The sequence below is a fragment of the Halomonas sp. A11-A genome, from assembly GCF_003182195.1.
Lineage (GTDB): Bacteria > Pseudomonadota > Gammaproteobacteria > Pseudomonadales > Halomonadaceae > Halomonas > Halomonas alkalicola.
Genome location: NZ_QGTM01000001.1, coordinates 274,156 through 288,154 on the forward strand (window position 1 = coordinate 274,156; position 13,999 = coordinate 288,154).

General features: G+C 68.3%; 10 protein-coding genes. 3 read left to right on the top strand and 7 right to left on the bottom strand.

Features of this window, described 5'->3' with window-relative positions:
* The first annotated feature begins 9 nt into the window (after positions 1 to 9).
* Positions 10 to 291, top strand: coding sequence for a hypothetical protein (locus DER72_RS01315; RefSeq protein WP_110068203.1), 282 nt, complete (start codon positions 10 to 12; stop codon positions 289 to 291).
* 3 nt (positions 292 to 294) lie between these two features.
* On the opposite strand, the gene DER72_RS01320 is transcribed toward DER72_RS01315, so the two are convergent.
* Positions 295 to 642: a glutaredoxin family protein gene (locus DER72_RS01320; protein WP_110068204.1), complete on the bottom strand. Its 348-nt coding sequence runs from the start codon at positions 640 to 642 to the stop codon at positions 295 to 297.
* An 82-nt stretch (positions 643 to 724) separates the two neighbouring features.
* Positions 725 to 2,929, bottom strand: coding sequence for a bifunctional 23S rRNA (guanine(2069)-N(7))-methyltransferase RlmK/23S rRNA (guanine(2445)-N(2))-methyltransferase RlmL (gene rlmKL / locus DER72_RS01325; protein WP_110068205.1), 2,205 nt, complete (start codon positions 2,927 to 2,929; stop codon positions 725 to 727).
* A gap of 244 nt (positions 2,930 to 3,173) precedes the next feature.
* On the opposite strand from rlmKL, the gene rmf reads away from it, so the two are divergent.
* Positions 3,174 to 3,380: a ribosome modulation factor gene (rmf, locus tag DER72_RS01330; RefSeq protein WP_110068206.1), complete on the top strand. Its 207-nt coding sequence runs from the start codon at positions 3,174 to 3,176 to the stop codon at positions 3,378 to 3,380.
* A gap of 106 nt (positions 3,381 to 3,486) precedes the next feature.
* Here rmf and DER72_RS01335 read toward each other — a convergent pair whose 3' ends face one another.
* From DER72_RS01335 to DER72_RS01355, 5 genes are all read right to left on the bottom strand, one after another.
* Positions 3,487 to 4,512, bottom strand: a complete 1,026-nt coding sequence (locus DER72_RS01335; RefSeq protein ID WP_110068207.1) for a quinone-dependent dihydroorotate dehydrogenase — start codon at positions 4,510 to 4,512, stop codon at positions 3,487 to 3,489.
* 119 nt (positions 4,513 to 4,631) lie between these two features.
* Positions 4,632 to 9,470: an NAD-glutamate dehydrogenase gene (locus DER72_RS01340; RefSeq protein WP_110068208.1), complete on the bottom strand. Its 4,839-nt coding sequence runs from the start codon at positions 9,468 to 9,470 to the stop codon at positions 4,632 to 4,634.
* A 177-nt stretch (positions 9,471 to 9,647) separates the two neighbouring features.
* Positions 9,648 to 10,775 carry a tRNA (uridine(54)-C5)-methyltransferase TrmA gene (gene trmA / locus DER72_RS01345; protein ID WP_110068209.1) on the bottom strand — a complete coding sequence of 376 codons (1,128 nt, stop codon included), beginning with the start codon at positions 10,773 to 10,775 and terminating at the stop codon, positions 9,648 to 9,650.
* A gap of 45 nt (positions 10,776 to 10,820) precedes the next feature.
* Positions 10,821 to 11,600 (bottom strand): glutamate racemase, encoded by a 780-nt coding sequence (gene murI, locus DER72_RS01350; protein ID WP_110068210.1) that lies wholly within the window; start codon positions 11,598 to 11,600, stop codon positions 10,821 to 10,823.
* Between the two features lie 142 nt (positions 11,601 to 11,742).
* Positions 11,743 to 12,291, bottom strand: a complete 549-nt coding sequence (locus tag DER72_RS01355; protein WP_181395579.1) for a hemerythrin domain-containing protein — start codon at positions 12,289 to 12,291, stop codon at positions 11,743 to 11,745.
* 176 nt (positions 12,292 to 12,467) lie between these two features.
* Here DER72_RS01355 and DER72_RS01360 point away from each other — a divergent pair, with 176 nt between their 5' ends.
* Positions 12,468 to 13,811, top strand: coding sequence for a replication-associated recombination protein A (locus DER72_RS01360; protein WP_110068211.1), 1,344 nt, complete (start codon positions 12,468 to 12,470; stop codon positions 13,809 to 13,811).
* Positions 13,812 to 13,999: the final 188 nt, after the last annotated feature.

Here is a 13,999-nt window from a genome sequence, read left to right on the forward strand (position 1 = left end):
GGAGCCTCGATGATCGTCCGCTGGGAAACCGACCACGACTATGTGCTGGTGCACATTCACCAGGACATGTTCGGCGACTGGATCTTCAGCCGCGCCTGGGGACAGATCGGCACCCAGTTCGGCGGGCTCAAGCACCAGCTGGCCGACGATCATGACCAGGCGCTGATGTGGCTGGCCGACGAGGCCACCATCCAGGCCTCCCGGGGCTTTCGCAAGGTGCTGGAGGTGGAGGACGAAAGCCCCGAGGGGCGCGAGGCGGTCAGCCAGCTCTCGCTCCTCGACGCCCTCTAGGCGCTAGCCCAGGTAGCGCCGACCGTTGCGCAGCTCGGCCCCGCGCACCTCGCGGGGCGGCTCCTCCCCCGCCAGCTGGCGGCGCAGGGCCTCCCAGGCCTCGACGTTCAACCAGTCCCGCTCGGCCAGCCAGGCCGCCAGCCGTGCCGCATCGAAGCCGCGGTCCAGCTCCTTCCCTTCGGCATCCGCCAGCACCGGGATGCGCACCCCGTAGCGCTCGACCAGGGCATCATCCTCGCTGATCTCGACCCGATCCAGGGCCACCGGCTCGCGGCTGAGGTGGCCAAGCAGCGCCTCGAGCTGGCTGCACAGGTGGCAGCCCAGGGTGGTGTAAAGCGTCAGCCGGACCATGCGCGCGCCTCCCGGTGGCGAATCAGGAAGACGTGGTGCAGGTCGGGGTTGCGTTTGCAAGTTAAAAAGCGGGTCGAAGGTCTCATGCCGCTTCCTCTCTGTGACGAATCAGGAAGACGTGGTGCAGGTCGGGGTTGCGTTTGAAATCCGGGTCGAAGGTCTTCGCCGAGATGTCGTCCACCGCGTAGTGCTCAGCCAGGTCAGCGTCCAGCGTGAAGCGGCGCTGGTTGTTGGAGAAGACCAGGGTGCCACCCGGCGCCAGGCGGGCCATGGCCAGGCGCACCAGGCGCCCGTGGTCGCGCTGCACGTCGAGGGTCCCCTCCATCTTCTTGGAGTTGGAGAAGGTGGGCGGGTCCATGAAGATCAGGTCGAACTCGGCCCCCGCCGTCTCTAGCCAGCGCAGGCAGTCGTCGCGCACCACCCGGTGGCGGCTCGGGTCGAGGCCGTTGAGGGCGAAGTTGTCTCGCGCCCACTCCAGGTAGGTGTTGGAGAGATCCACGCTGACGCTGTCGCTGGCACCGGCGCACCCCTCGGCGTCACGCGGCCCCAGCGCCGCCTGCACGGTGGCGGTGGCCGTGTAGCAGAAGAGGTTGAGGAAGCGCTTGCCCGGCGCCATCTCGCCCAGCATCCGGCGCACCGGGCGGTGGTCCAGGAACAGGCCGGTGTCGAGGTAGTCGCGCAGATTGACCCACAGCCGGGCGCGGCCCTCGCGCACCTCGAAGCGTTCGCCGCTGGCCGCCTGCTTCTGGTACTGGGCGCGGCCGCTCTGGCGTTCGCGGCGCTTGACCACCACCCGCGTCGGGTCGACCTCGAGCACCTCGGGAATCACCGCCAGCGCCTCGAACAGGCGCTTCTGGGCCTGGGCGGCGTCGACGGAGCGGGGCGCGGCATACTCCTGCACGTGGACCCGGCCGTCATAGAGATCGACGGCCAGGGCGTACTCCGGCATGTCGGCATCATAGAGCCGATAGCACGACTCGCCGCTCTGCTTGAGCCACTTCTTCAGGCGCTTGCGGTTCTTCTCCAGGCGGTTGGCGAACATCTGTGCCCCCTCGGAGCGACGCGGGGCAGCCCCCTTCCCGGACGCCGGGCCATCGGCCTCGGTGACCTCCATCAGCAGCAGCTTGGCCTCGAGCGGCCCGTTGCGCAGGGCATACTGCTTGTGGGCACGCAGACCGATGCGGTGGCCGAGATCCGGGTTGGCGGTGAAGACCGCAAGCCGCCAGCCGGGAAAGGCCGCGCGCACCCGCTCGCCCAGCTGCGCGTAGAGGCCGACCAGTTCCGGCAGCTCGCCCAGCCGCTCGCCGTAGGGCGGGTTGGTGATCACCAGGCCAGGCGGTTCGACGCCCAGGCCCTCGGGACGCGACAGCTGGGCCAGCCCCGCCCCGGTCAGGGTGATCAGCGCCGGGATGCCGGCGCGCATGGCGTTGGCCCTGGCCGCGGCGAGCGCCGCCGGGCTCTGGTCGAAGCCGTAGAGGTGTGAACGGCAGCGCTTGCGGCCGATGCTCGCTCGCGTCTCGGCCTCGCGCTTCAGTTCCCGCCACAGGGCCTCGTCGTGACCGGCCCAGCCATGGAAGCCGAAGCGCTCACGCAGAAGGTTCGGGGCCATGTCGGCGGCCATCATCGCCGCCTCGATCAGCAGGGTCCCGGCGCCACACAGCGGGTCCACCAGCGCGGCCCCCTCCCGGGCCAGGGCCGGCCAGCCGGCGCGCACCAGCAGCGCCGCGGCCAGGTTCTCCTTGAGCGGGGCATGGCCCACGTCACGGCGATAGCCGCGGCGGTGCAGGCTGTCGCCGGAGAGGTCCACGCCGATGATCAGCCGCCCGCGGTGCAGGTGGGCATAGAGGCGCAGGTCGGGGGACTTCAGGTCAATATCCGGACGCGCCAGCCCCGCGGCCTGCAGCCGGTCGACCACGCCATCCTTGACCGTCTGGGCGCCGAAGCGGGTGTGACGAATGGCCTCACTGCGCCCATGGAAATCCACCGCCAGCGTCGCGCCGGGCGCCAGGTGGCGCGACCAGTCGATGGCCGCCACGGCGGCACGCAGCTGCTCCGGGGTCTCGATTCCCTCCTCCCTGGCCAGGCAGAGCACTACCCGGTTGGCCAGCCGCGACCACAGGCAGGCGCGGTAGGCGCCGGCGAGGTCGGCGCGCAGGTTCACCCCGCCGACCGTGGTCTTGCCGGGCTCGGCGCCCAGGGCGGCGAGCTCTTCGGCCAGCAGCAGTTCGAGCCCCTGGGGGCAGGTGGCCAGGAGATCCAGCGTGGCGTCGTGTGGTGGTAGTGTCATCGCGTCGATACCGCTTGGCAGATTCTCGGGGTCCACCGTGTCAGACAGGTGAACGGGTTGTTACAAATCGGGGGTCGACAAGCCCGATCGAAGTGGGCTATCAATACCCCAGTAGCTACTGAAACACGCATGCGTTTGCTGTCAACGGGCTCGCTCTTCATGAACCGGCCCGTGGCACGTTAGGGTAAGTCTCGAGCCGACGGTTGGAGCCTGCCAGTTAGATACCTTTTCAAGAGGTAGTCCAATGAAACGACAGAAACGTGATCGCTTCCAGCGTGCCTACATTCATGGCTACAAGGCAGGTATTTCAGGTCGCTCTCGCGATGACTGTCCGAGCCAGGACATCAATCTTCGCGAATACTGGATGAGCGGTTGGCGTGAAGGTCGTGGGGATCAATGGTCCGGCATGACGGGAGTCTCCGGCATCCACAAGAACCCCATGGTGATGTGACCCCTACCCGCTTTCGGGTTCACACCCACCGATCTCGATAGACTGGAGATCCCAACTCGATGGAGCCCGTGGCACTCACCACGGGCTTTTTGCGTGCCTCACCAACTCATCGCGCGCCGGCCTGGGCCTTCAGGGCCCGGGCGCACTCGCCCACCAGGGCCGGGCCGCGATAGATGAAGCCCGAGTAGAGCTGCACCAGGTCGGCGCCGGCCTCGCGCTTGGCAAGGGCCGCCTCGCCGCTGTCGATGCCCCCCACGCCGATGATCGGCATCTCGGGCAGCTGCCGGCGCAGTTCGCGGATCACCGCATTGGAGGCCTCGAACACCGGGTGGCCGGAAAGCCCCCCGGCCTCCTCGGCGTGGGGCAGCCCCGCCACCGCCTCGCGGGAGATCGTGGTGTTGGTGGCGATCACCGCATCGATGGCGTTGCCGGCCAGGCAGCGCGCCACCAGGCCGACCTCCTCGGCCTCCATGTCCGGGGCGATCTTCACCGCCAGCGGCACCCGACGGCCGCCGTCGCGGTCGAGCCGGCTGCCCTCCTCGCGCAGCGCCGAGAGCAGGCCATCGAGCTGCTCGCCGAACTGCAGGTTGCGCAGCCCCGGGGTGTTGGGCGAGGAAATGTTCACGGTGATGTAGTGGGCATGGGCATGCACCTTGCGCAGGCAGGCGAGGTAGTCGTCCACCGCCTGCTCCACCGGCGTGGTGAGGTTCTTGCCGATGTTGATGCCGATCACGCCGTCATAGCGGCTCGCCCTGACCTTCTCGACCAGGTGGTCGACCCCGGCATTGTTGAAGCCCATGCGGTTGATGATGGCGCCGGCCTCGGGCAGCCGGAAGAGCCGCGGCCGCGGATTGCCCGCCTGGGGCTTCGGGGTCACGGTCCCGACCTCGACGAAGCCGAAGCCCAGCGCCCCCAGGACGTCGAGGTGGTCGGCGTTCTTGTCGAGGCCGGCCGCCAGGCCTACCCGGTTGGGAAAGCGCAGTCCCATCAGCTCAACCGGGTCCTCGACGCGCTCGCCGCCGAGGCGGCCCGCCAGCCCCAGGCGCCCGGCCAGATCGAGCCCCTTCAGCGCCACCCCGTGGGCGGTCTCGGCATCGAGGCGAAAGAGGATCGAGCGGGCGAGGGAATACATGGCGTCTCCAGGCGGCGAGGGGCTAGACGTGTCGGCGCAGGAGTATAGCAGCGCCCCCGCCCCATGACGACGCACCCCGCCTGGCGGCGGGGTGCGTCGATGCCGGAGGCAAGGCGCGCTCAGCTCTCCTGGCTGCTCTCCGCCAGGTCCACCAGCTCGCGCACGACCACGGCAAACAGCGGGAAGCCGCCCTGGCCACCGCTGCCCACCTGCTCGAGCAGCTTGCACCAGCGGCTGTGCATGCCGGCGTGCAGCTCAAGCCACTGATCGACCCGCTCGCCGGCCTCCCGAGCGCCGCCCTCCATGCGCAGCACGCTGACGGTGAGCGCCAGCTGCTGGCGGTCGACGTCGTCGCGGAAGGTGTCGCGGGCCTGGGCCTGCCAGCTGTCGCGCACCTTGAGGGCGGTAATCTGACCGATCAGCCACGGCAGCTCCAGGCGATCGCCGATCTCGTAGAACACCTCGGACACCCGCTGGGGCTTCTCGCCGGCCTGGCGGGCCGCCTGGATGATACCGAGCCCGGCATAGAGGCTGGCGGCCGCCGCCGAGGCGCCGGCCAGCGCCTCGGGCACGCCGGCCTCGATGAGCTCGGCGCGGCGCGCCTCCCAGGCCTTGAGCTCCTCACCGCGCAGCCGCTTACCGATGCCCTCCTGGAGCTGGGCCAGGCGCGGGGTGAAGTACTCGATGGTCTCGCGGGTCTCCATTCCCAGCCGGGCGCGTAGGAACCAGCGGGTCGCGCGGCGGATCAGGCGCATCAGGTCGATCATCATGCCGTACTGCACTGCGCTCGGCACCCGGTTGTCCAGGGCCTCGATCTGCTGCCACAGGCTGTCGAGCTGGAACACCTCCCGGGCGATCACATAGGCGCGGGCGATCTCGGCGCGACTGGCCCCGGTGGAGTCGATCAGCCGACGCACGAAGACGATGCCCATATGGTCGACGAGGTCGTTGGCCACCTGGGTCGCCACGATCTCGCGCTTGAGGCGATGCTCGTACATCTCGTCGCGGTAGCGCTCCACCAGCACCGCGGGGAAGATCCACTCCACGTGGCGCTCCATGACCGGATCATCGGGCACCTCGGAGGCGATCAGGTCGCCCTTGAGCACGCGCTTGGCATAGGAGATCAGCACCGAGAGCTCCGGCAGCAGCATGCCCTGCTGGTTGGCGGCGCGCTCCTCGAGCACCTCGTCGGCGGGCAGGAACTCCAGCTCGCGATCCAGCAGCCCCTGAGCCTCGAGCTCGCTGATGAAGCGGCGATAGGGGCCGATCCCTTCCCGGGAGATGATCTCGGCCAGGTCCAGCGCCTGGGTCTGGCGGTAGTTGTCGCGCAGCACCAGCTCGGCGACCTCGTCGGTCATGTCGGCGAGCAGCTGGTTGCGCTGCTTCTCGGTCATGTCGCCGCGCTTGACCACCTCGTCGATGAGGATCTTGATGTTGACCTCATGGTCGGAGCAGTTGACCCCTCCGGCGTTGTCGATGAAGTCGGTGTTGATGCGCACGCCGCGGGCGGCGGCCTCCATGCGGCCGCGCTGGGTGAAGCCGAGGTTGCCGCCCTCGCCCACCACCCGGCAGTTAAGCTCGCGACCATCGATGCGCAGGGCGTCGTTGGCCTTGTCGCCCACCTGGGCGTCGCTCTCCTCGCTGCCCTTGACGTAGGTGCCGATGCCGCCGTTCCAGATCAGGTCGACCTCGGACTTGAGCATGGCGCGGATCAGTTCGCTGGGCGAGAGCCGCTCCTCCCGGATGCCGAAGAGGCGCTTCATCTGGGCCGAGATCGGGATCGACTTGGCGCTGCGCTTGAAGACGCCGCCCCCCTCGGAGATCAGCGAGGCATCGAAGTCCTCCCAGCTGGAGCGCGGCATCTCGAACAAGCGCTGGCGTTCGGCGAAGGTCGCCGCGGCGTCGGGGTCGGGATCAACGAAGATATGCAGGTGGTTGAAGGCCCCCACCAGGCGGATGCGGTCGGAAAGCAGCATGCCGTTGCCGAAGACGTCGCCGCCCATGTCGCCGATGCCCACCACGGTGAACTCGTCCTGCTGGGTGTTCACGCCGAGGTTGCGGAAGTGGCGTTTGACCGACTCCCAGGCCCCCTTGGCGGTGATGCCCATCTTCTTGTGGTCGTAGCCGTTGGCGCCACCGGAGGCGAAGGCATCGCCCAGCCAGTGGCCATACTCGGCGGAGATCTCGTTGGCGATATCGGAGAAGGTGGCGGTGCCCTTGTCCGCCGCCACCACCAGGTAGGGGTCATCCTCGTCGTGGCGCACCACCGCTCTCGGCGGCACCACCTCGCCCCCCTTGAGGTTGTCGGTCACGTCGAGCAGGGCGCGGATGAAGGTCTTGTAGCACTCGATCCCCTCGCGCTGGTAGGCCTCGCGATCGCCCTCGGGCAGGCGCTTGCAGACGAAGCCGCCCTTGGCGCCCACCGGCACGATCACCGAGTTCTTGACCTGCTGGGCCTTGACCAGGCCGAGCACCTCGGTGCGGAAGTCCTCGTGGCGATCGGACCAGCGCAGGCCGCCCCGGGCCACCTTGCCGCCGCGCAGGTGAACGCCCTCGAGGCGCGGCGAGCAGACGAAGATCTCGAAGGCCGGGCGTGGCTTGGGCATGCCGGTGACCTTCGACGGCTCCAGCTTGACGGCGATGTAGTCCTTGACCCCGCCGTCGGCGCGCCGCTGGTAGTAGTTGGTGCGCAGGGTGGCGCGGATCAGTTCCATGTAGCGGCGCAGCAGCTGGTCGTCGTTGAGGCTGGCGACATCATCCAGCAGACGCTGGATACGCTCCACGCAGGCCGCCTCCTCGCCCTCGGCGGGACGCTCCTCGGGGTCGAAGCGCAGCTCGAAGAGGGTCACCAGCTCGCGGGTGATCTCCGGGTGGCTGGCGAGGGTGTTGGCCATGTACTCCTGGGAGACACCGAAGCGGATCTGCTTCATGTAGCGCGCATAGGCACGCAGCATGGCCACCTCGCGCCAGGTCAGGTTGGCGCCGATGATCAGCCGGTTGAAGCCGTCGTTGTCCGCCTCCCCCGCCCAGATGCGCTGGAAGGCCTCGATGAAGGGCTCGCGCATCTCCTGCAGGTTCACCTCGACGCTGGTGTGGTGCTCGAGGTCGAAGTCGTGGATCCAGTAGACGACATCGCTGGCCTCTATCTCGTAGGGGCGCTCGCCGATCACCCGCAGGCCGAGGTTCTCCATCATCGGCAGCACGTCGGAGAGCGGAATCGGCTTGTCGCGATGGAACAGCTTGAGGTTGACCCCGCTACCCTCCTCCTCCACCAGCCGGTAGAGCGACAGCGACAGCGGTGCGCCATCGTCCAGCTCGCTGATATGCTGCAGATCGTAGACGGCGGTGCGGGCGCTGAAGTCGTCGCGATAGCTGGCCGGGAAGGCATCGCGGAAGCGGTCCATCAGACGGTTGGCCTGCTCCTCGCCGAAGCCCTCGATGCTGGCGGCCTGCAGGTCGTCGCGCCAGTTGCGGGCCAGTTGGGCCACCTTGGCCTCGAGCCGCCTGACGTCATACTCCACCGGCCGGTCGCCCTGGAAGCGCAGGATGAACTGGATGCGGGCCAGCACCGACTCCGAGAGGTAGGTGTTGAAGTCGCCGAAGGTGGCATCGAGCTCCTCGCAGAGCAGGTTCTGGATGCGCACGCGCAGCTCGGTGGAGAAAACATCCCGCGGGATGTAGGCCAGGCAGGAGTAGAAGCGCCCGGGGCGGTCCTCGCGAATGAAGAGCCGCACCCGGCGCCGCTCGCGGATGCTGAGGATGCCCAGCGCGGTCTCGGCCAGCTCGTGGGTGTCGATCTGGAAGAGGTCGTCACGGGGATAGACCTCGAGGATCTGCAGCAGCTGCTTGCCGTTGTGCCCCTTGGGGTTGAAGCCGGCGATCTCCATCACCGCCTTGAGCTTGCGGCGCAGGATCGGCACGTTGCGCGGCGACTCGTTGTAGACGGTGGCGGTGAAGAGCCCCAGGAAGCGGTGTTCACCGATCAGGTTGCCCTGCTCGTCGTAGCGGTCGACGGAGATGTAGTCGGGGTAGGTCGGACGATGCACCCGGGCGTGATGGGCACTCTTGGCAAACGACAGCAGCTCCGGCACCAACACGAACCGGCCATTCTCGACGCCGAGCTCGGTGCGGATGCGCTCGCGATAGCGCGGCTGGTCGAGCCGGAAGACCCCCAGCTCGCTGCCCTTGACCTTGACCAGCTGCTGCTGGCCGCCCTTCTCGATGACCTGGTAGGCGTCGTAGCCGAGGAAGGTGAAGTTGTCGTGCAGCAGCCACTCGAGGAAGGCGATCGCCTCCCGGTGATCTTCCGGGTCGATCTGAGCCGGACAGGCAGCGCGCAGCTCCTCCAGGGCGGCCTTCATCTGCTCGCGCATCGGCTCGAAGTCGGTGACCGCGGTACGCACGTCCACCAGCACCTCATGCAGGCTGGCCTGGAGCTCGGCCAGCGCGGCCGGGTCGGAGCGGCGATCGATCTCGATGACGATCAGCGACTCCCGGCCGCTCGGCGCATCGGCATCGCGGGGCGAGGCGACCCGAGTCAGGCGAGTGTCTGTGCCGCGCTCGGTGGCCAGCACGGCATTGTGAATGGCATGCACGGTGATGCCGCGACGGTTGAGCTCGATGCGCACCGAGTCCACCAGGAAGGGCATGTCCTCATGCAGCACCATCACGAAGGTGTGGGGCGACTGCCAGCCGTGCTCCTCGTAGTCGGGATTGAAGACCCGCACCTTGGGGGAGGCAGCGTCGAACTGCTGGAGGAAGTGCCAGACCGACAGGGTGGCCCCGTAGAGGTCGTCCAGGCAGCGATCCTCGAGGTCATCAAAGGGCACGGAGGCGTAGAAGTAGCGAGCGAAGGCGCCCACCTCCGCCGCCTTGCGCTCCTCGAGTCGGGCGTTCAACCGCTCGGAGAGCTGCTTGAGAAAGTCCTGTCTGGCGTCGTCGTTCGCAACATTCAGCATCCTTCACCTCGTGCCTTGGGCCGCGACAGCGACCGGAAGTGTTCGACATGGCGCCCGCCCCGGGCGCCCTGTCGCCAGCTTACGCCACTCTCCGCACCGGCCCCACCGGGATGCCAACATGCTCATGGAGCATGACGGTTGGGCATCGCCACTTGACAGGCACGCCCCGCGACCCGGTCAGTCGCGCCGCTCCAGCAGCACCCCGCACTCGCAGTGGTGGGTCCAGGGAAACTGGTCGAACAGCGCGAAACGGGTGATGGCGTGGGTCTCGGTCAGTCGCTCCAGGTTGTCCGCCAGCGTATCCGGATTGCATGAAATATAGACGATGCGCTCATAGCCGCTGAGCTGGCGGCAGCTGGCCTCGTCCAGTCCGGCGCGGGGCGGATCCACCAGCACGGTGGTGAAGTCGTAGTCGTCCAGGGCCCACTCGGCCACCCGCCGGCCGCCCTTCTCGCCCTGAAGTGCCGCGGCGAACTCCTCGGCCGACATGCGTCCCACGGTGACGTTGTCGAGGCCGTTGGCGGTGAGGTTCTCGCGGGCGCTGGCCACCGAGGTGCGCGAGATCTCGGTGGCCAGCACGCGGCGGAAGTTCTCGGCCAGCGCCACGGTGAAGTTGCCGTTACCACAGTAGAGCTCCACCAGGTCGCCGGCCTGGCTGCCCCGGGTCACCTCCCGCGCCCAGGCGAGCATCGAGCGGCAGATCTCGGCATTGGGCTGGGTGAAGCTGTTCTCCACCTGCTGGTAGACGAACTCGCGCCCCTCCACCGTCAGGCGCTCCCAGACGTGGTCGCGCTCGAGCACCAGGCGCTGCTTGCGGGCGCGCCCGATGATCATCACCCCGAGCGTCTCCTGGAGGCGGCGCGCCTCGGCCTCCCAGGCCTCGTCCAGCGGGCGGTGATAGACCAGGGTCACCAGCGCCTCGCCGGCGAGCGTGGTGAGGAACTCCACCTGGAAGAGCTTGCGGCGCAGCAGGGGCACCCCACGGATGGCGTCGAGCAGGGCCGGCATCAGCTCATTGATACGACGGCTGGCCACCGGGTACTCGTCGAGGCGAATCACCCTCTTCGTCTTTTTCTTCGGCTCCTCGGGGCCCGCCTCGGACTCCTGTATCTCGAACATGGCATAGAAGAGGTCGTCACCCTCGTGCCAGATCCGGAACTCGCAGCGCTGGCGGTAGTGACTGGGCGGCGAGGGATAGACCTCGAGGGTCGGCGGCGAGAAGCGCGCAAAGTCGCGGGTGATGCGCTCGCGCTTGGCCTCGAGCTGCTGGTCATAGCGGGCGGGGTCGACAACAGGAATGGCCAAGAAGCCTCCTTCGGGGAATGGCAGGAAACGGATGGGGGACTGCGCTCAGTCCAGCACCAGAAGTCGCGGCTCGGCAAAGCCGAAGCGGGCAAGGCCCGCGGTCAGCCGGGGGTCCAGGGCGGTGACATGGCTCTCTCCCGGACCGCGCCGGGGGGCCACGCCGCGCGCCACCTGGGCGGTGCGCCGGGCGATGGCCTCGCTGGAGTCGATCCACGCAATCTCGCGGGGGGCAGCGGCGGCCAGGAAGTCCCGCAGCAGGGGAAAGTGGGTGCAGCCGAGCACCACGGTATCCAGCAGCGGATCCTCCCACAGCGGCGCCAGGGCCCGGCGGATCACCGCGGGGTCCGGGGCCTCGCCGGCCAGCCAGCGTTCGGCTTCGCGCACTAGCTCATCGGCGGCCACCCGGGTCACCCGGCAGTGGGCGGCGAAGGCCTCGATCAGGCCCAGGGTATAGGGACGCGCCACCGTGGCGGAGGTGGCCAGCAGGCCGAAGTGGCCGCTGCGCGAAGAGGCCGCGGCGGGCTTGATGGCCGGTACGGTGCCGACCACGGGAATCGTAAGCCGGCTGCGCAGGGCATCCAGCGCCAGGGTGCTGGCGGTGTTGCAGGCCACCACCAGGGTCACGCAGCGGCTGGCCAACACGGCGGCCTCGCACACCCTCTGGATGCGCGCTACCAGCCAATCATCCTCGCGCAAGCCGTAGGGAAGCATGGCATTGTCGCAGGCGTAGACCAGCGCGGCCTCCGGCAGCTGATGGCGCAGGGCCGTCACCACGGAGAGCCCACCCACCCCGGAATCGAAGACCAGGATCGGTCCGCCGCTCATGGGCACGCCCCGTCAACGCCGCAGGCGGCATCACGGTCGGAACGACGAGAGAGCGTCGACAAGTGTCGGGAGTCTGGCATCACGAGGCACCGGCAGGGAGTGGCGCCATTCTACCCCAGCCGGCACGCGCTGGCAGCCCGGGTCAGGCGGGTTCAGGTGTCTCGCGCAGTTCGGCGTAGAGCTCCGGATAGGCCTCCTGGAGACGCTCCAGCTCGGCCTCGGCCCCCTCAGGAAGTGCCTGGGCGAGGCGATCGAGGTCCTGTTCATTGAAGTGCTCGCGAATCATCGGGAAGAGCAGCTCCCGCTCGTCGCGCAGGTAGGCGCGGTGGGCGTCCAGGTACGCCTTGAGGTCGTCGGCGAAGCGATCCATGGGGATCACCGCGTCCATCAGGATCATGTCGATATCGCTGGAGAGGCGGCCCAGCTGGACCTTCAGCGCCTGATAGTCGGCGGCGAGGCGCTCGGTTATCGGCCGGCTGCCAGGATCGAGCTCTGCCAGGCGCTCGCTGAACAGCCGCTCCAGGGGTAGGGTGAAGCCTTCCATGTAGTCCAGAATGTAGTCCACCACCTCGCGCACCAGCTGGAAGTTGGGGCGCTCGCCTGCCGCGAGGGTCTTATGCTTCAGCTGCAGAACGTGCAACATGCGAGCCATGTTGGCATGATCCAGACGCAGTTGGGTCAGCACGGGCATGTCGGGCCCTCCTGTGTAGTGACATCATTGCAGGGACAAGGGAGTAGGCACACGCTTTCATTGGATGCGCCATCCGGGACGAGGTTCATCGACTGCCTAGCCGGCGATGATCCTTCCCCACTCTAGCAGCCACTCCCCCGACCTGCCTCTGTCGAGATCAACGTAAGGAATCTGCCATGGATCTCTTCGCCGACGAGAGCGATCACGGCGCCCCGCTGGCCTGGCGCATGCGCCCCCGCACCCTGGCCGACTATGTGGGCCAGCGGGCGCTGGTAGGCCCCGGTAGGCCCCTGTCCCGCATGGTCGAGACCGGTGTGGTGCGCTCGATGATCCTGTGGGGCCCCCCGGGCAGCGGCAAGACCACCCTGGCGGAGATCCTCGCCGCCGAGTCCGGCGCCGAACTGGAGCACCTCTCGGCGGTGATGGCCGGCGTCAAGGAGATCCGCGCCGCGGTGGAGCGGGCCAGGGCGCGCCAGGCTCACGGCCAGGCGACGCTGCTGTTTCTCGACGAGATCCACCGTCTCAACAAGAGCCAGCAGGACGCCCTGCTGCCCCATGTGGAGTCGGGGCTGCTGACCCTGATCGGCGCCACCACCGAGAATCCCTCCTTCGAGGTCAACTCGGCGCTGCTCTCCCGGGCGCGGGTATATGTGCTCAAGCCGCTGGAGGAGGCGGAGCTGGTAGAGGTGCTCAGGCGCGCTCTGAGCGATGAGCTCCGCGGCCTTGGCGCACGGCGCCTGCGGGTGGATGACGATATCCTCGCCCTGCTGGCCCGGGCCGCCGCCGGCGACGCCCGCCGCGCCCTGGGCCTGCTGGAGACCGCCTGCGACTTCGCCGAACCCGACGAGCAGGGTGGCGAAGTGCTCCGGCGTGAGGCGCTGGAGGACGTCATCGGCCACCAGGCCAGCGCCTTCGACAAGCAGGGCGACCACTTCTACGACCTGCTCTCGGCGATCCACAAGTCGGTGCGCTCCTCGCGACCGGACGCCGCCCTCCTCTATATCGCCCGCTTCGTGCAGGGCGGCGGCGACCCGCTGGACGTGGTCCGGCGCCTGGCTGCGATCGCCTCCGAGGACGTGGGCAACGCCGACCCGCGCGCCCTGCCGCTGGTGATGGCCGCCTGGGACGCCTACCTGCGCCTGGGCGACCACGAGGGCCAGCGGGCCATCGCCCACGCCGCCATCCATCTGGCGGTGGCCCCCAAGAGCAACGCCATCGACCAGGCCTGGAAGCGCGCCCAGGCCTTCGTGGCCGGCCAGCCACGGCTGGAGGTGCCCGGCTACCTGCGCAACGCTCCGACGAAGCTGATGGAGAGCCTGGGCCACGGCCAGGGCTACCGCTACGCGCACCACGAGCCCCACGGCTACCCCGCCGGCAGCAGCCATGACTGCTGGCCGGCTGCCGTCCCTCACCGGCGCTTCTATGCGCCCACGGAATATGGCCAGGAGAAGCGCTACGGCCAGCTGATGGCCTGGCGGGAGCAGCTCGATGCCGAGGCGGACGACGGCGCAAAGCCGTAAGCCGTAAGCCGTAAGCCGTAAGCCGTAAGCCGTAAGCCGTAAGCCGTCAACAGCCTGAAACGAATCGCCCCCGTGGCAAGATCACGGAGGCGATCCTCTTACAGCTTAAAGCTTACCTGATTACACACGTTATTCAGCCATTGTCCCGGCTTAGGTCTATCCTGGAATCATACGGACAGTCAAGGAGA

What these genes read in the sequence shown, in the direction of transcription:
- DER72_RS01315 (WP_110068203.1), top strand. Translation starts at nt 10, where the DNA reads ATGATCGTCCGCTGGGAAACCGACCACGACTATGTGCTGGTGCACATT.
- DER72_RS01320 (WP_110068204.1), bottom strand. Translation starts at nt 642, where the DNA reads ATGGTCCGGCTGACGCTTTACACCACCCTGGGCTGCCACCTGTGCAGC.
- rlmKL (WP_110068205.1), bottom strand. Translation starts at nt 2,929, where the DNA reads ATGACACTACCACCACACGACGCCACGCTGGATCTCCTGGCCACCTGC.
- rmf (WP_110068206.1), top strand. Translation starts at nt 3,174, where the DNA reads ATGAAACGACAGAAACGTGATCGCTTCCAGCGTGCCTACATTCATGGC.
- DER72_RS01335 (WP_110068207.1), bottom strand. Translation starts at nt 4,512, where the DNA reads ATGTATTCCCTCGCCCGCTCGATCCTCTTTCGCCTCGATGCCGAGACC.
- DER72_RS01340 (WP_110068208.1), bottom strand. Translation starts at nt 9,470, where the DNA reads ATGCTGAATGTTGCGAACGACGACGCCAGACAGGACTTTCTCAAGCAG.
- murI (WP_110068210.1), bottom strand. Translation starts at nt 11,600, where the DNA reads ATGAGCGGCGGACCGATCCTGGTCTTCGATTCCGGGGTGGGTGGGCTC.
- DER72_RS01355 (WP_181395579.1), bottom strand. Translation starts at nt 12,291, where the DNA reads ATGCCCGTGCTGACCCAACTGCGTCTGGATCATGCCAACATGGCTCGC.
- DER72_RS01360 (WP_110068211.1), top strand. Translation starts at nt 12,468, where the DNA reads ATGGATCTCTTCGCCGACGAGAGCGATCACGGCGCCCCGCTGGCCTGG.